13 protein-coding genes are annotated in these 17,220 nt (G+C 41.7%); 9 read left to right on the top strand and 4 right to left on the bottom strand.

Annotation, left to right across the window (positions count from 1 at the left end; translation table 11 throughout):
* Positions 1 to 56: 56 nt before the first annotated feature.
* A complete protein-coding gene (locus tag NYE25_RS09665; RefSeq protein WP_341145786.1) occupies positions 57 to 3,179 on the top strand; it encodes an ATP-binding protein in 3,123 nt (1,040 codons plus the stop codon).
* A gap of 173 nt (positions 3,180 to 3,352) precedes the next feature.
* Positions 3,353 to 3,949 carry a DUF1349 domain-containing protein gene (locus tag NYE25_RS09660; protein ID WP_341145785.1) on the top strand — a complete coding sequence of 199 codons (597 nt, stop codon included), beginning with the start codon at positions 3,353 to 3,355 and terminating at the stop codon, positions 3,947 to 3,949.
* Positions 3,950 to 3,953: 4 nt separating this feature from the next.
* Here the strand turns inward: NYE25_RS09660 and NYE25_RS09655 are convergent, their stop codons facing one another.
* From NYE25_RS09655 to NYE25_RS09640, 4 genes are all read right to left on the bottom strand, one after another.
* Positions 3,954 to 4,490 carry a CDP-alcohol phosphatidyltransferase family protein gene (locus NYE25_RS09655; RefSeq protein WP_341053103.1) on the bottom strand — a complete coding sequence of 179 codons (537 nt, stop codon included), beginning with the start codon at positions 4,488 to 4,490 and terminating at the stop codon, positions 3,954 to 3,956.
* A 119-nt stretch (positions 4,491 to 4,609) separates the two neighbouring features.
* The gene (locus NYE25_RS09650) at positions 4,610 to 6,289 is read right to left on the bottom strand and encodes an ABC transporter substrate-binding protein (RefSeq protein ID WP_341145784.1); all 1,680 of its coding nucleotides are present in this window, start codon (positions 6,287 to 6,289) and stop codon (positions 4,610 to 4,612) included.
* A gap of 105 nt (positions 6,290 to 6,394) precedes the next feature.
* Positions 6,395 to 8,005 carry a response regulator transcription factor gene (locus NYE25_RS09645; RefSeq protein ID WP_341145783.1) on the bottom strand — a complete coding sequence of 537 codons (1,611 nt, stop codon included), beginning with the start codon at positions 8,003 to 8,005 and terminating at the stop codon, positions 6,395 to 6,397.
* A 4-nt stretch (positions 8,006 to 8,009) separates the two neighbouring features.
* Positions 8,010 to 9,821 (bottom strand): sensor histidine kinase, encoded by a 1,812-nt coding sequence (locus NYE25_RS09640; RefSeq protein WP_042189548.1) that lies wholly within the window; start codon positions 9,819 to 9,821, stop codon positions 8,010 to 8,012.
* Between the two features lie 155 nt (positions 9,822 to 9,976).
* Between NYE25_RS09640 and NYE25_RS09635 the strand changes: the two genes are divergently transcribed.
* The 7 genes from NYE25_RS09635 to NYE25_RS09605 all read left to right on the top strand — a co-directional run bounded on the left by NYE25_RS09635 (position 9,977) and on the right by NYE25_RS09605 (position 17,199).
* A complete protein-coding gene (locus tag NYE25_RS09635; RefSeq protein ID WP_042132288.1) occupies positions 9,977 to 10,927 on the top strand; it encodes an ABC transporter permease in 951 nt (316 codons plus the stop codon).
* Positions 10,928 to 10,942: 15 nt separating this feature from the next.
* Complete coding sequence (locus tag NYE25_RS09630; protein ID WP_341145782.1) at positions 10,943 to 11,815, top strand: carbohydrate ABC transporter permease; 873 nt, start codon at positions 10,943 to 10,945, stop codon at positions 11,813 to 11,815.
* 211 nt (positions 11,816 to 12,026) lie between these two features.
* Positions 12,027 to 13,379, top strand: coding sequence for a sodium-dependent transporter (locus NYE25_RS09625; protein ID WP_042189546.1), 1,353 nt, complete (start codon positions 12,027 to 12,029; stop codon positions 13,377 to 13,379).
* Between the two features lie 243 nt (positions 13,380 to 13,622).
* Positions 13,623 to 14,294 carry a GntR family transcriptional regulator gene (locus NYE25_RS09620; protein ID WP_341145781.1) on the top strand — a complete coding sequence of 224 codons (672 nt, stop codon included), beginning with the start codon at positions 13,623 to 13,625 and terminating at the stop codon, positions 14,292 to 14,294.
* 20 nt (positions 14,295 to 14,314) lie between these two features.
* The gene (locus NYE25_RS09615; protein WP_339242203.1) at positions 14,315 to 15,475 is read left to right on the top strand and encodes an amidohydrolase; all 1,161 of its coding nucleotides are present in this window, start codon (positions 14,315 to 14,317) and stop codon (positions 15,473 to 15,475) included.
* 46 nt (positions 15,476 to 15,521) lie between these two features.
* Entirely contained in the window at positions 15,522 to 16,565 is a 1,044-nt protein-coding gene (locus NYE25_RS09610) for a methionine ABC transporter ATP-binding protein (protein WP_341145780.1), read from the top strand.
* The gene (locus tag NYE25_RS09605) at positions 16,540 to 17,199 is read left to right on the top strand and encodes a methionine ABC transporter permease (protein ID WP_042189536.1); all 660 of its coding nucleotides are present in this window, start codon (positions 16,540 to 16,542) and stop codon (positions 17,197 to 17,199) included. Before NYE25_RS09610 ends, NYE25_RS09605 begins: the two co-directional genes overlap by 26 nt.
* Positions 17,200 to 17,220 lie beyond the last annotated feature (21 nt).

The following is a 17,220-nucleotide window of genomic DNA, read 5'->3' as shown; positions in this document are numbered from 1 at the left end:
CAATAGTGGAAGATGGGAATATAGCACTACTAAATTTATCGAAGAATGAGGCGTACATGAGAACTTCGGAGAATAAAATTAAGCTAAGTCATATGTTATACATAGTAGTATTTATCGGTATTTTAATTATTGTACGTTGGGGCTGGTATAATCATTTTTCGTTATCCAATCCTCCTGCTGTGAAGCAAGGCGTGTTAGATTTACGTGGGGTGGACATTGAATCACTAAGAACCTTTCCGCTGGATGGTGAATGGGAATTTTATCCTGAACAATGGGTGAATGCTACCAATATCGACAACGCTACGAAGGGGCAGAGGCTTCAGGTACCGGGTAACTGGGATGTTATATTTAAGCCTGAAGAGCAAAAAAAGGCATATGGATACGGAACTTATCATTTGCGAATTCTGCTGGATCAACCCTTATCTGAGCCACTTAGCTTTTGGTTCCAATCTATCTATACTGCATCTGAAGTGGAGATTAATGGAACAGTTCTCTCACGGTTTGGTGAGTTATCTGAAGAGAAAGAAGGCCATGTTTCTGTCGCGAAGTCATTCCTGATCAGTTATACATCGATAGATCAGAAACAAATGGATCTGTTTGTTCGGGCATCAAATTATGAGTCTCCGTTAAAAGGAGGCATTGTTAGGTCTGTAGAGTTTGGCATTCAACATGAGATAGATACAGTCTACTGGAATTCCATCGGCTTGCAGCTAATCGTAGGGGTACTGCTTCTACTACATGGGCTGTATTTATTGATCATCTATTTGATGGATGTGCGAAAAACAGAGTTGATTATTTTCTTCTCGATGATGGTTGCAGCGGCTGTATCCATTGGGGTTGAACATAATGGACTATTGTTCCGGTTTCTTCAGGTTGATTTTGCCTGGACGTTGAAGCTAAAGGTTCTTTCGTATATAGGGTTCTGCTTGTTCCTGTTCCTGATGGGTAGAGAGCTTTATGGGAATCTGCGGAAAGGCAAGGCCTTTTATAGTTACATCTTCTCACTCCTCGTTTTTACACTATTTATAATCTTTGGTCCAGAAGAGACAGTGCTATATTCAATCGAAAAAGGGGTCTATATGATCCTGTATTACGTTCCAGTATGTTGGACGGCTTATTATTTTATAAAGATGGTATCCATTCGAGCTGAGGGTGCACTATTTTTATTATGTTCAGTGCTTGCTGTGATTAACAATATACTATGGGCGTCTGTTTATTACGTAGGAACCTCGCAATTTATGTTTTATCCGGTAGATTTAATTGCTGCATTAGCCACTTTTTCTGCCTATTGGTTTAGAAGATACTTTAATCAGTCCCATCAGAATGTGTTATTAAACGCTCAATTGGCAGAGACGAATAAATTAAAAGACCGTTTTCTGGCGAATACGTCACATGAACTACGGACTCCCCTACATGGAATTATGAATATTGCCCAGAGCGTGTTAACGAGGAAAAAACATGTGCTGGATGAAGAGAGTCAACGTGATATGGAACTGCTAATTATGGTTAGTCGGCGGATGTCGCTCATGCTGAATGATTTGCTTGATGTGGTGAGATTGCAGGATAAACGGATTGTGATGAATATAAAAGCAGTGCATGTAAACTCCTTGGCTGAGGGTGTGCTGGATATGTTACGCTTCCTTACCGGTGGAACAAAGGTGGAGCTTAGCATGCATATTAATGAGGATTTGCCGCGTGTACATGCTGATGAGGAGCGATTGGTACAGATTCTGATAAATCTTGTTCATAATGCACTTAAGTATACCGAACAGGGTAAGGTTGAACTGGTCGCTGAACAAGTGGGTAGGGATGTATGGATACATGTTACGGATACAGGAATAGGTATGGATGAGGCATTGAAGAAACGTGTCTTTATGCGCTATGAACAAGGGGCTTACGGGGAAGGTGGTATTGGACTGGGACTTAGCATCTGCAAGGAACTGGTCGAGCTGCACGGGAGTGAATTATTGCTGCAATCGCAGCCGGGTCAGGGGAGTAAGTTCAGCTTCAAATTACCCGTAGTAGATGAGCGTGTTCAATCATCTATTTCGGATGTTCAACTAGAAAAGGATACGATAACATTATCACCATTCAGCGCATGGATAACAGCTGAGACATCTACTATGGTAGCTGCCACATATTCCACGAAGGAAGTAGAGCCACTCTCTAAGGTTGATTCAGACTCTGATATTATACGTGTTCTGGCAGTTGACGATGATTCGGTCAATCTAAAAGTTTTACAAAATATTTTGTCAGATGGAACCTATCAGATGGTGACTGCGACTTCTGCACGGGAAGCGCTGGATAAGTTAAACCATGATCGATTTGATCTGATCATCACTGATGTGATGATGCCGGGCATGTCTGGTTATGAATTGACAAGATTGATTCGTGAGCGGTTCACGATGTATGAATTACCTATTATACTACTGACTGCTCGTAGTGAGCGGGAGGATGTCTATGCGGGCTTCTTGGCTGGAGCAAATGATTATGTCACCAAACCGGTAGATGCGATGGAATTGAAGTATCGAGCCTTGTCCCTTTCATCTATGAAGCGAGCGGTCAATGATCGGTTGAGGATGGAGGGTGCTTATTTACAAGCGCAGATCCATCCACACTTTCTCTTCAATACACTGAATTCGATCATGTCCTTAAGTGACTTTGACACTGCCAAAATGAGAGAGCTATCAGATGCATTCACAACTTATTTGCGCATAAGTTTTGACTTCTTAAATGCAGGCAAGCTCGTTACGCTGTCACAGGAGCTTAAACTGGTGGAGAATTATATATATATCCAGCAGCAACGTTTTGAAGAGAGACTCCATGTGGAATGGGAAGTAGATGCAAATCTTGAAATGTTGATGCCTCCGCTTACGATTCAACCACTAGTTGAGAATGCTGTTCGACATGGCGTTTTAAGTCGCGCTAAAGGTGGAACACTGCGTATTCACATTGAGACACGTGCGGATGCTGTTCATTTTAACATTGTAGATACAGGGATTGGAATGGACGAAGCACAAGTCAGCATGCTGTTAAATCCGAATGGCTATAAGAATCAAGGTATTGGGCTGCTTAATACGGATAGAAGATTGACGCAATTATATGGACGTGGCTTGCACATTCAAAGTATTCCTGGCTTGGGAACTACGGTGTCATTTATCATTCCTGTTAAGGATTGATTATGATCATGGGGTAACTCCTTAGAGTTATCCCTTTTTGGTTTTTCTTTAGAAAATTATGTGAATATTTCACTATTGTTGCATCATTGATTGTAAAAATAAAAGCTACCTGCCATTATTACAGAGAAAGGAAAATTTGTGATCAAAAAACCATTCATGATAGGAGAATTAGAATGACAAATAACTTATTTGTAAAAGAGACAAGAGAACAACTGAGCTGGATGAATTGCCCCGAGCGTTGGGAGTTTACAGACTTAGATGAGCTTACAATAATTGCACCACCTAAATCGGATTTTTTCCAAGACCCGGCAGGTAAACATTTCGCAAGTTCAGCGCCATTCTTATCCACCTCTGTGGGTACTTCCTTTGAAATGACGACCAGAATTAGTGTCAATATGCGGCATAAATATGATTCAGGCTGCCTCATGTTTATGATGGACCATTATAACTGGGCCAAAATTTGCTTTGAGTTTGACGGACAGTATCCCATAATCGTGTCTGTGGTGACAAGGGAAGGGATGTCAGATGATTGTAACTCCGTACAAGTTGCTGTAGACAATCCGTATTTGCGTATTACCAAACAAAATCATTGTGTTACCTTCTCCTATTCAGAGGACGGAGCGAATTGGACACTGATCCGATATTTTGGAATGAAGGAAGGTGCTGAATGCGTAGCAGGTGTTGTCGCACAATCTCCCCAAGGTGAAGGCTGCTCAGTGAAATTCGACTATTTGAGTTTGTCGGAATCGAAGGGTGAAAGCCGCTTCTAATGGATCAATTTTTAATGAACAATCCTTTTCGGTCTAACTGTAATTGTTTTGAAGTGAATTGGATGATGAATTCCTCCACGGCGGATATGGTAGCAATGATACATACAAAGACATTCCAAATGGTGTGATCGATGTGGAGAAGCCATAGAGGAGTTATAAATAAGAGGAGTCCGGTCAGTTTATTGCCATAGGTGTGAATGCTTGCGTAAGTTTTGAATCTTCGGAGGGCAACCCCTATCGATGTTAGACGGATGACCGCGATCATGAAGATCCATATCATGATTTCGAGCGTAAGTCCCAGAAGCGGATATAGTGTAAATAAGGAGACCGCTATCAGTATCGTGTCGGCTGCGGAATCCAGTTTTGCTCCAAGGCTACTTGTTGTGTTCGTCATTCTAGCAATAGGTCCATCGATCAGATCGGTGACCCCGCAAAGGATATAAATTACAAGGAAGGCCAAACTTAGCGGATCGAGGAATAATAACAACATTGCCAAAATGATTCTGCCAAACGTAATTCCATTGGGTATTCCCTTCATCATTCAATCCCACCTTTGTATACGACCTTATCTTATTTCTATTTTACCAGAGGAGTGCAAATTCTATAAAAAACAAGCCGGAGCGAATGCACGCTCCGGCTTGTTTCTATGTTTGTTAAAGCTTATTGCGCGGATACAGACTTGAACCATTCGTTAACTTCTTTAGTGATTTGGTCACCGCCATTGGATTTCCAATTGGCAACGAATTGGTCAAAGGAGTCTACTGGCAGTTTGCCATAAATAATTTTGTTGAAAGTTTCCATTTCGGACTGACGAAGCAGGTTCCATTTGGAAACCATTGTTGGTGTAGCAGCACCAGTAAAGTAGTTTTGTTTACGAATGTCTAGTTGTGACATAACCACTTTTCCTGCCGCCCAGTTTTCTGGTTTACGGAACTCTGCCATTTGTTTTTCATAAGGTGTTACAGGTGTCTCGCCGTCAGCAAGTTTAACCAAAGTCTTCATAAACAGATCAGGAATACGGGCCGGACCTGTTAAGAATGGGAATTCATTGGAGAAGTCTTTAATCTTGTCTTTATCACTTGTTGGTTCTCCATCAATCATATCCCAGTCGTAACCTTTAGCAAAGCCATATTCATATTGACTGCCTGCAGCAGGGTTAGCTAAGTTATCAAGCAAGTAGTTATAGTACAAGAAAATAGCTTCTGGATGCTTAGCATCCTTGTTAATCATGATACTAGCATTTACACCGGAATTCTGCCATTTGGTTCCAATCAAACCATCTGGTCCTGCTGGAACCGGATAACCTTTAATCATCGCTCCAGGTACATTCTTCATAAGATCGGGAGCTGGCCAGTCTGGAACCCAGTTGGCGCCTGGCAGAATACCAGCTGCACCTTTCGTGAAGCTCTCAGCGGATTTACCTTCATCCCAAAGGGCGGAGTCCGTGTGAATATATCCTTTATCCATCCATTCGCTAAGCTTTGCGAGTGCTTGCTTAGCACCTGGGTTAATGGAACCATATTCAAGATTGCCATCTTTATCTTTGTTCCATTGTTCCTCAATTGTACCATATGCCCCGAATAACCAGTCTAGCTGGCCCATCCAGGTATTTGTGTTGTTTTTCAAAGAAATTGCAAGCGGGTACACATCTTTAGGCGCTAAGCCATCAGGGTTTTCGTTCTTAAATTTGTCCATGATGTTCTCAAGATCGGCGATGGTCTTAGGCGCTTCCAGCTTCAGCTTTTCCATCCAATCTTCACGTAACCACAAGAGCGTATCATCATTGTCGGTATATTCAAGGATCGGCAGATTATATTTCTTACCGTCTTTAGTGAATGGGTACCAAAGTTCTGGATGTGCTGCAACGTGATCTTTCAGAATTTTGTTTGCATACTTATCAAACAACTCATCGATAGCGATGAACTGACCGGAATCAATAAGCTGATTCGTCAATACTGCGTTAGTTGGTGCAAAAACGAAATCAGGAAGCTTTTCGCCGGAAGCAATGGCAAGTTGAAGCTTTTGTCTGTATTGATCGTCATTTGCAGGATACCAAGTATCTTTATGCTTCATACCCAATGTTTCAAGCATCCAGCGATCGTGAACGTTGTTTTCTTTGGTATCACCTTGAACATACTTCTTAGGCATCAATACGGCACTGAACTCGATCGGTGGATCGTATTTGCCTTTTGCGAAAGCAGCATCTGCTTCGGATTGGGTATTATTGGTAGCGTTACCATTTTTGGCATTCTCATTAGATGTGCCGCTACTGCCACATGCTGTGAGAGTGATAAGTGCTGTGACCGTGAGAAGCGACCACATTTTCTTGAACTTGATCATTCTTTAATTCCCCCTACTGTGTATGATCTTTACAAGTGTAACTTTAACAACTTGTCGGGGATGTCATCTATATGAGATTTTTAGTTTCGATAGGACTCTATCATGTTATTTGTTAGTATCTCTATATTCCTGCGGCGTTACCCCAAACTGCCGTTTGAATACTTTGATAAAATAAGCAGGGTCCATATATCCAATCTCCATGCTGATTTCATAGACTTTTTTATTGGAGGTCTTCAGCTTATGACAGGCACGATCCATCCGCAAGCGCGAGATATAATCACTAATGCCTTCACCTGTTTCAATCTTATAAATTTTTGATAAATGGGTCGGATGGAGATTTACATGGTCAGCCAGAACACGTAATGATACATCATCATGCAAGTTCTTATCCGTATAATCTTGAATTTTCTTTACATACTCGGAACGTATGTCTTTGATTTCGTTGGATGTGCCTTCTTTTAGATTGGCTAGAACACTTAGCGACCATTTTCTTAGTTTACTAATGCTGGTAAAAGCATCCCCACTTTGCAACGCTTCTATATCGGTCCCCATTAAGTTTGCTAGCGTATGACCATTGCGATGTGCAAGATTCGTGAAAGAAGCAGTAATTAAAAAGCCAGCCTCCATGCAATGCTCCCACGATTCAGACCATTTCTCATCCAGTTCGGCACAGACGGCAAGCAATTTCTCTTCGGCCGCATCCCAATGTCCACTCTCCAGTAGATGAATCAAAGAGGGTGGGGTATAAAGAGCGTCTAAAGGTCCTTGTGCTGAGGGAAGCTCCAAGTCACTGACCCGCATAATGAATTCTCGCTCATCTCCGACAATTTGGCGGAAAGAGGAGGAGGCCTGATGAAAACGATTCGACAGCTGCTCAGGAAACTTGAACCACTCCGTGATTACAATGGATAGTGAGCCTTTCAGAAATTGCTTGACCTTATATTGAAGTTGTAAAGAAAGCTTCTCTAATATGGATTCTTTTCCAAGGTCAGTTCCTTGTTCTTTAAGCTGGAGCAGAAACACAAGATATCCATGTTCCTCTTTAACGCCCCAGACTTCCATAAATTCTCCCATAATCTCTTCAGCCATATTAATAATCGCATATTCAATCAAGGTTTGATCGGTATTATCAAATTCTCTGAATTCTTCTTCCATTCGTACCAGCATCAATGCGGATTCTCCGGATTGGAAGGGCAGATCGTAACTCACGAGCTTCCGTTCCCATTCACCGGCTTGAAAACGATGACCTTGCAAAGCATCCAGTAGCAAACGCCCCCGTAAAACAGGGAGGTTCTCCCGGAGGGTAAACTGGGTTCGTTTAAGAGAACTTATAAGCTCCCATTCAGCATTCAATTGATTGATCGCATTTTTGACTGCTCCGAGCAATTCATCATCAGTCGGCGGTTTAAGTAAGTAATCCACGGTCTTGTTTTGAAGTGCTTTTTTGGCATAATCGAATTCTGAATGGCCGGATAAAATAATACATTTAATTTTTTTGTTATGTTTTCTTATCCGCTCTATCAATTCGATTCCCGTCATTTCCGGCATTTGAATATCTGAGATTACTATATCAATGGGATGCGTATCAATAATTTGTAGCGCTTCACGTGCGGAATAAGCTTTATGCACATGTTCAATTCCTAGCGTATGCCAGGGTTTAGTCATGGAAAGATTATCTACCCAGTGTGCTTCGTCGTCTACTATGATCATCTGCATGTTGTTAGTCTCCTTGATGTTCCTTTAATTTATAACTATCATCCTCAGTTGGGATTTCCCAGATAATTTCTGTTCGGAATCCACCGAGAGGGGATGGCTTGAAGGTAAGACTTGAATGATTGCCGAACAGGTGAATGATCCGCTGATTTGTATTCCAAAGACCACAACCCATTTCCTCCTGCAAAGGCTCCTGCATTTTACGGTTTAATGCTTCTAGCTGATCCGGATTCAGGCCAGGACCATCGTCATCGATATAAATTCTACAGAAGCCGTTTGACTTCTCACCACTAATCTTGATCTCACCTGATGAATAGGACTTCGCTACTCCATGAATCACAGAATTCTCCACCATAGGTTGAAGCATTAGGCGAGGTACAGATTGGCTAAGCATATCCTCAGGAATATCAATATGATAATCAATTCTGCCATTACGCAGTTTCTGGATATCTAAATAGTTGACTAAGAGCTTGATTTCTTCCTCCAAAGAAGCCGTCTCCCGTTCCATCCGGGTGGTATAACGATAGTAAGCACTTAGATTATAAGCCATTGAGACGACTGCGTCCTCATCTTTCATCTGGGCCATATTGATAATATAACCAAGACAGTTATAGAGAAAATGCGGATTAATTTGCGCTTGAAGCTGCTTCAGGGTAGCTTCTCGAGCACGGATCTTTTCATTAAATACATTTTCTATCAGGTCTTGAATTTGATGGGACATATCGTTAAAACGACGGAACAGAAACGAGAACTCATTTTGCTCATTGCTATGAAGCCGTACGGAGTAATCTCCTTGCTGTACGCGCTGTAAACCACTGACTAGTTTTTTAATCGGATATTGAACGTTTCTATATAGCAGAATGGAAGAGGATACTCCCACAACAAACAGCAGAATCATTGTGATATAGAATAAATCTCGACTAAGAGAAATCGGTTTGAGAATTTGATAAAGGGGGACAACATCTACTAAATGCCAATCCAAAGAGGCTGATTTCACAGAACTGACCAAATAGTTCTTCCCATTTAGCTTCACTACATCCTGAGTTGTATTCTCCGGAGAGTGATTATCCAGGTAATTAACTAGTTCGTCGGATAGCTGCTTGTCCGCGCTACGGTTGAGGATCGGTTTCTCCCCTTTGTGATAGAAGAACGGATCGCCTTGCCCACCTGCTTTGTACGAATCGAGCATGTTCTGAATGTTCGTATAACTGAAGCTGGCTTCAATGACTAGGCTACTTCCTGTTAACGTCCCCGGCTGAGCTAAGGAATCCGTTAAGAACCAGTAAAAGGATTTTAAATCGCCTTGAGATTCCACACCATGATCACCATACGTCCATCTTCCGCTCATATTTGCTTTTAAATAATCCTCATCATACCCGATGGGTCTGTCGTAATTGGCGATGACATCTTTATTCTGCTGTGAATGAACGGCGTATCTGGTCGGCCAAATATCTGTAACCCCAGCTTGAAGCACCATCTTTTCCTGGAGGATATATCTGGTCTGCATCTGATCATAACGATCTTCCCATACATTTAGTCCATTGAATGCCCTGACGTTGGGATCTCTTGAAAGAATAAGGGTGAAGTCCATCATCTGATTAATTCGAGAATCGATCTGATTGGATAAAAAAGTGAGTTGTTTCGTATTGGACGTCTGCAACTCTTTGCCTACAACCTCGAAGGTGACGTTATTTGAAAAGGTATACATGATAATGATGGGAATGAATAGGAGTATGATCAAGCTGTTTATTTTGGCAAACAGACTAAATCGAGACTGTAAGTTTCCTCTAAGTATTGTAAAGCGCTTCCATAAATTCATAAATGCCCCTCCAGATGTTGTCCTAATAAAACCCTATCAAGCCTAACAATGTTATATAGTCAAACCTGAGAAACGCCTGATACTATTTATAGCAGAGATCCCCATCACACACAAAATATTTTTTTTGGGAACAGGAGAGAGCTATGGAGGCTAATATGGAGGTTAACTCGATACCACAGGCGAGCCTAGAAAGTCAGCCGAGTAAAAAAAGAAAAAAAGGCTTTAATCAACCATGGATTCTCCATTTTATGGTGTTGCCAGCGGCAATCATGGTTTTTATTTTTTCTTATATTCCGATGTCCGGAATTCTTATGGCATTTCAAGACTATAAACCTGCACTAGGTTTTTTTGATTCCGAGTGGGTCGGACTTAAGCATTTCAGGTACATGTGGGAGAATGATTATTTCCTGTCCATTACGTGGAATACGTTATTTTTTGCTTGCTCCAAAATTGTTTTGAACTTGATTATTCCGTTTATCTTCGCCTTATTGCTTAATGAGGTAAGAAGAATGGGCCTTAAAAGAACTATTCAAACACTCGTTTATCTTCCGCACTTTCTGTCTTGGGTTACACTTTCAGGGATTCTTATTGATATCCTTGCTCAGACAGGTATTGTCAATCAATTCCTCACATCTGTATTCGGCATCAAGCCGATTTTCTTCCTAGGAGACGGCAACTGGTTCAGGTTCACTATCATTGCTAGTGATGTTTGGAAAGAGTTTGGTTTCAATACGATTATCTTTTTAGCGGCACTTTCGGGTATCAATCCATCACTTTATGAAGCTGCTGAAGTGGATGGGGCGGGGCGTTGGAAACAAACGATGTATATCACAATTCCTGCGTTAATCCCAATCGCTATCGTAATCGCCACCTTGGCACTGGGTAATGTGCTCAACGCAAACTTTGACCAGATCTTTAACTTGTACAGTCCATTGATCTATCAGCAGGGAGATATCATTGATACTTTCGTGTATAGAGAAGGTCTACTAAGCGGACAGTTCAGTTTCGCAACCGCAGTTAATCTATTCAAATCGTTAATTAGCTTAGTCTTAATTGTAGTCTCTTACCGACTTGCTTATAGATTTGCAGGGTACAGAATTTTCTAGAAAGGATGACAACTGATGTACCATAAAACAATTCCATATCGAATATTCAGTATTATCAATAATGTGTGCTTGACTATCCTTTCCGTGCTCTGCCTGCTACCTTTGTACCACTTACTCATGGTATCTCTTAGTGCATCCGCACCTGCTAATGCTGGATTAGTCACATTCTGGCCGATTGACTTTACCTTTGAAGCCTATGCAAAGACGTTTAATAATGTCAATTTCCTTAACTCCTTGTGGGTGTCTGTGGAACGGACAGTACTCGGAACAGGACTAGCGCTGGTGGTAAATACGGTTGCAGCTTATGCGCTGTCTAAGGAAACAAGAGTCTTTCGTGCAAGAAACGTCTATCTTTGGTATTTTGTTGTCACCATGCTGTTCAGCGGTGGTCTGATACCGGGTTACATTCTAATTCTGAAGCTTGGTCTCATGAATTCATTGATGGCACTTATTCTTCCTGGATTAGTTGCTGTATTTAACATCATTTTGCTTCTGAATTTCTTCCGTACCGTACCTAAAGATCTTGAGGAAGCAGCTTTTATTGATGGGGCAGGACACTTTCAGACCTTTGTGAAAATATATTTACCGGTCTCCTTACCTGTTATTGCAACCGTCTCTCTATTCCTTATGGTAGGACACTGGAACGCTTATTTTGACGGTATTATTTATATCAGAGATGCAGACAAGCTTCCGCTAGCGACGTTTATGCAGACGATTATCGTTCAGGCAGATATGTCTAAGCTTGATCCGGCAGCCGTTGCTAATTTATCACAACGAACCATCCGGGCCTCGCAGATTTTTATAAGTGCTTTGCCAATTCTATTGGTTTATCCTTTCCTTCAACGTTTCTTTGTAACTGGGATTGTGGTAGGTGCTGTAAAAGAATAATCTCTTTTTAGAAAAAGAGTTTGAAGAAGGAGCTACGGTTCTAGTCCAAGACTAGAACATGTAGCTCTTTTTTTATTTAGATGGATTTCATGGCTAAACTGGATAATTATTGAAAACAATAAAAATATTCAGAAAATTTTCATATGACGATCATGCTAACATAGGCTATAATGAGGTCTAAAAAAGAAAAAAAAGAAAACGGGGCATAAGAATGAATCAATTTAAAGGTGAAAAAAATCTTCTCTCAGAGAAGAAGGAGCGGTTCTCTTCCGCCGGCTTTATTTTCGCAGCGATCGGGAGCTCAGTAGGTCTGGGGAACATGTGGAAATTTCCGTATATCACTGGGGAAAATGGGGGGGCGGCTTTCTTCCTTCTCTTCATTGTATGTTTAGTGTTGATCGGTTTACCCGTATTGTTGGCAGAGTTGGCCATTGGTCGTAGCGGACGTGGAAGCGCGGCTACTGCATTTGTACGTGCCGGAGGCGGGAAGAACTGGATGGCCGTCGGATTTCTGCAAGTCCTTGCACCATTTTTAATTCTTTCCTTTTATATCATTGTTGCAGGATGGACGTTGAACTACGCAATGATTGCCTTCAATGGACAATTGTTCAGTTCCAGTAATTATGCAGGTGAATTCAGCTCCTTTATATCTGGACCTATGCCAATTGTTTGGCAGGGGATAGCAATCCTTATAACGGCGGGTGTTGTTATTCTTGGAGTATCAGGCGGGATCGAGAAATTTAATAAGGTATTGATTCCTGGTCTGGTTGTTCTCCTAATTGTATTGATGATTCGTGCGGTTACCTTACCAGGTGCAAACGAAGGAGTAGCCTTTTTCCTAAAACCAGACTTTTCGGTGCTGACGGCGGAATCTGCGTTAGTCGCTTTGGGACATGCTTTCTTTTCATTGTCGCTTGGGATGGGAATTCTCCTGACTTACGGCTCTTATGTGGATAAAAAACAATCGCTAGGAACTGCTGCACTCGCTGTCGGGGCAGGAGATTTGTTATATGCGTTTATCGCAGGATTGATTATTTTTCCGACGACATTCTCATTTGGCATTGCTCCTGATCAAGGTCCTTCGCTAATTTTCATTGCTTTACCAGCAGCTTTCTCAGCAATGCCATTTGGTGCATTCTTTGGTGGTTTGTTCTTTATCTTGCTGGCGATTGCTGCTTTAACTTCTGCCGTATCTCTGCTTGAGGTGCCTGTATCTTTCGCGATGGAGCGCTGGAATTGGAGCCGGAAACGTTCAGTTTGGATTTTGTCATTAGTATGTTTCCTCCTCAGTATTCCTTCGGCGATGTCACTGGGAATGGTCCCTGAGCTATCGTTTGGCGGCAAAGCGTTGTTCGATTGGGTGGATTTTGTAACTTCTAACATTATGTTGCCACTAGGCGGTCTGTTGGTTACCATCTTTGCCGGTTATTTCTGGAAAGGGGCAGCAGAAGCGGCTGGGCTTAAGGCAGGTTGGTTCCGCGTTTGGTTATTTATGCTCCGGTATGTTGCGCCGATTCTGGTGTTCTTGGTGTTGCTTCATACTTCAGGGATTATTAAATTTTAATTTAATTCAATTTCTAAAAAATCATTAAAAAAAGCTCTACGACCCTTGTGGTTGTAGAGCTTTTTTTGATATTGAAGATAAATACATTATTCCTCTAAATCCTACTTGACTAGGTGGATTAATTGGAATATAGTATAAAAAAAGATTGCACGAATCAATTCAAAACTAATAATTGTATACAATTATACAAATATATTGTTGAGGCTCTTGCCCGACAGATTATCGATGAGGAGCTACATAAATATGGCGATACGATCACGTAGGTTGTCAAAGGATAATACCTATGATGCATTAAAACAAAAAATTATTGATAGTGAATTAGAGCCGAATCAACCTGTACATGAAGAAAATTTGGCAGCGTTACTAGAGGTTAGTCGTACTCCACTAAGAGAGGCAATACAGAGATTGGAGAACGAGGATTTTCTCATTCGACAGCCAAATGGAAGACTGCGGGTGGCTTCTGTGACACTCAAAGAGGTTGAAGAAATATTCCAAATTCGCAGCATGCTTGAAGGCTATATCGCAAGAAATGCAGCTAAGCATGCTACAGAGAACGATATTGTTAATTTAACGACGATGATTACAAAAATGAAACACTCCTTCCAACTTGGCGACAATCAGAATTTTGTAACCTATGGATTTGAGTTCCATGATTATTTATCAGAAATCAGCGAACTAAAAACATTCGAGAAAGTTCTGAATCAATTAAGAGATCATTCCCTTCGCTATTGTAGATTCGTCTCCATGCATGGAGATTGGAATACACAGGCGGATGAAGAACATGATCTTATCTTGCAAATGATCGCTGACCACAATGAAGATGGCGCTGAAAAAGCAATGCGAGATCATATTTTAAGCAGTCTAGCTACTGCACTTGACCGGATTAAAGGTATTGAAGAAAAGTTGGAAGCATAAAGAAAGGGGAGCACTTTACTATGAATATACTTAATGAGGTTGATCAAGCATTAGCGAATCAATTAATTGATGTTCGTAGAAACCTACATAGAGAGCCTGAATTAGCTTATGAAGAATTTAAGACCACAGAGAAATTACGGGAATGGCTGACCCATGCCAATATTCATATTCTAGACCTTCCTTTACAAACCGGACTTATCGCAGAGATCGGACAAGGTAATGGACCTGTTGTAGCTATTCGCTGTGATATTGATGCACTTCCGATAGAGGAACAGACTGGATTATCTTTTGCTTCTGAGATTCCTGGAAAAATGCATGCTTGTGGGCACGATTTTCACACGGCTACGATTCTAGGAGCTGCCTTATTGTTAAAGGCACGTGAAAGTGAATTGCCTGGCAAGGTTAGAGTATTGTTCCAACCAGCAGAAGAAACAGGGCATGGAGCGGAGAGTGTCTTAGCATCAGGAGGACTCAAGGGTGTTGACGCTATATTCGGTTTACATAATTCACCAGACCTGCCTACAGGAGCTTTTGGAACAAGAACAGGAGCTTTAACAGCAGGTGTTGATCGGTTTGAAATTACGATAAAAGGTGTCGGCGCTCATGCTGCTTATCCTGAAAAAGGTGTGGATTCCATTGTCACTGCGGCTCAGATCATTACCTCGCTACAAACCATCGTAAGCCGTCAAAATAGTACCACTGAACCGGTTGTGTTAAGTGTCACCAGAATTAATGGGGGCTTCACATGGAATGTCCTACCGGAAAAAGTGGAATTAGAAGGTACGGTACGAACTTACAATGAAGAGATTCGTCGCCAGATTCCAATCCAAATGACCCGAATCATCGAAGGAATTGCTGCAGCTGCTGGGGCAGAGGCTAAGCTACATTGGTATCCAGGACCACCAGCAACGATTAATCATGGCGAATGGGCTGACTTTACCAAAGAGGTCGCTTCAGATGCCGGATATATAGTACATGACATCCCACCGCAAATGGGAGGAGAAGATTTCTCCTTTTATTTACAACAGATACCGGGTGCTTTTGTAAATATAGGATCAGGCCCAGCCTATGCTTTACATCACCCTCGATTCGATGTGGATGAAGCTGCGATTTTACCCGCTGCGAAGTACTTCGCTTTATTGGCAGAACAAGCGCTGGTGAAGCTACAAGTCAAAGCTTAATTGATCTCCTAGACCTAAATCCTAAAGATGATTGAGAGGAATGTATATGATTGAACTAAAGCAGGTTTCCAAAACGTTCACTCGGAAAGGAATCACGATTGATGCTCTTAAAGGGATCGATTTAAAGGTCGATAAAGGCGATATCTTTGGCGTTATCGGCTATAGTGGTGCGGGGAAAAGTACATTAATTCGTTTAGTCAATTATTTGGAAAGACCTACTGAAGGACAGGTCTTCGTTGCTGGGCGTGATTTAGGAACCTATAACGATAAAGAGTTACGGGCGGCTAAGAAGAATATCGGCATGATTTTTCAACATTTTAATCTATTAGAATCTAAAAAAGTATTTGATAATGTAGCGATTCCTCTAGTTCTCTTAAAAAAGAATAAGAATGAAATCCGCCAGCGTGTACAAGAGTTGCTAGAGTTTGTTGGATTAAGTGACAAAGCAGGGAGTTACCCTAGTGAATTGTCAGGTGGACAGAAGCAGCGGGTCGGGATTGCCAGAGCGCTTGCCTCGAATCCATCCATCCTATTATGTGATGAAGCGACTTCTGCCTTAGATCCACAGACGACACATTCTATCTTACAGCTATTAAAAAAAATCAATGCAGAGTACAACATTACTGTGATGATCATTACACATGAAATGTCTGTCATTCAAGAGATTTGCAACAAGGTGGCGGTGATGGAAGAGGGCCGAATTATTGAGCAAGGAAGCGTTCTAGATGTATTCGGTAGTCCGAAGCATAAGACCACACAAAATTTTGTGAAGACGGTTATTCAGAACAGCATTACGCCAAGCGTCCAAAAATCCATCAAAACAGAACCCGGAAGTGTCCTTTATAAACTTAATTTTGTTGGAGAAAGCGCCTCTGAGCCTATCCTGTTCGAGATGATTCGATCCTACGATATGAAGGTCAATATTTTATTTGCGAACACGACCGAGATTCAGGAAACGATACTGGGTACAGTAATTATTCAATGCAGTGGAGATACAGCTGAGATTAACAATGCGTTATCTTTCTTAAAACGTCATGGAGTCGGTGTAGAGGAGGTAGAATCTAATGTTTTCGACCACATTAACAGGTGATCAATTTCTGCAGGCGATTATTGAAACGATTCAGATGGTTGGCGTCTCCTTATTTGTTGGCTCATTGATAGGGATACCCTTTGGGATATTGCTTGTAATCACTCGTCCTGGTGGGGTTTTGGAGAACAAAGCGCTTTACGCCATACTAAATCCGATCATCAACATTATACGCTCTCTGCCTTTTATTATTTTACTTGTAGCGATTGTACCTTTCACTCGTTTGATTGTTCATACTTCGATTGGGACAAGCGCAGCGATCGTACCTTTAATTATCTATATCGCACCTTATATTGGACGTTTGGTAGAGAACTCCTTGCTTGAAGTAAACCCGGGAATTCTTGAAGCTGCTGAAGCGATGGGGGCTACGCCATTTCAAGTGATATGGTACTTTTTGTTGCCAGAGGCGGTTGGATCATTAATTCTGTCTTTGACAACGGCAACGATCGGGTTGATCGGTGCAACTGCAATGGCTGGAACGGTAGGGGGCGGCGGTGTCGGCGACTTGGCGATTGTATATGGGTACCAACGTTTTGATACGGTTGTCGTGGTAGCTACTGTTGTTATTCTCATTATTTTAGTGCAAGGCATTCAATCTTTAGGCAACACGCTAGCAAGAAAAATTCGCCGTTATTAGTCATTACATATTCCGGGAGGG

It is taken from the genome of Paenibacillus sp. FSL E2-8871, from assembly GCF_038000345.1.
Classification (GTDB): Bacteria; Bacillota; Bacilli; order Paenibacillales; family Paenibacillaceae; genus Paenibacillus_AQ.
The sequence above is the reverse complement of the archived record's forward strand: the minus strand, read 5'-3'. Positions and strand labels throughout refer to the sequence as shown.

Coding starts and splice junctions, on each gene's coding strand:
- NYE25_RS09665 (WP_341145786.1), top strand. CDS start 57: ATGAGAACTTCGGAGAATAAAATTAAGCTAAGTCATATGTTATACATA.
- NYE25_RS09660 (WP_341145785.1), top strand. CDS start 3,353: ATGACAAATAACTTATTTGTAAAAGAGACAAGAGAACAACTGAGCTGG.
- NYE25_RS09655 (WP_341053103.1), bottom strand. CDS start 4,490: ATGATGAAGGGAATACCCAATGGAATTACGTTTGGCAGAATCATTTTG.
- NYE25_RS09650 (WP_341145784.1), bottom strand. CDS start 6,289: ATGATCAAGTTCAAGAAAATGTGGTCGCTTCTCACGGTCACAGCACTT.
- NYE25_RS09645 (WP_341145783.1), bottom strand. CDS start 8,005: ATGCAGATGATCATAGTAGACGACGAAGCACACTGGGTAGATAATCTT.
- NYE25_RS09640 (WP_042189548.1), bottom strand. CDS start 9,821: ATGAATTTATGGAAGCGCTTTACAATACTTAGAGGAAACTTACAGTCT.
- NYE25_RS09635 (WP_042132288.1), top strand. CDS start 9,977: ATGGAGGTTAACTCGATACCACAGGCGAGCCTAGAAAGTCAGCCGAGT.
- NYE25_RS09630 (WP_341145782.1), top strand. CDS start 10,943: ATGTACCATAAAACAATTCCATATCGAATATTCAGTATTATCAATAAT.
- NYE25_RS09625 (WP_042189546.1), top strand. CDS start 12,027: ATGAATCAATTTAAAGGTGAAAAAAATCTTCTCTCAGAGAAGAAGGAG.
- NYE25_RS09620 (WP_341145781.1), top strand. CDS start 13,623: ATGGCGATACGATCACGTAGGTTGTCAAAGGATAATACCTATGATGCA.
- NYE25_RS09615 (WP_339242203.1), top strand. CDS start 14,315: ATGAATATACTTAATGAGGTTGATCAAGCATTAGCGAATCAATTAATT.
- NYE25_RS09610 (WP_341145780.1), top strand. CDS start 15,522: ATGATTGAACTAAAGCAGGTTTCCAAAACGTTCACTCGGAAAGGAATC.
- NYE25_RS09605 (WP_042189536.1), top strand. CDS start 16,540: ATGTTTTCGACCACATTAACAGGTGATCAATTTCTGCAGGCGATTATT.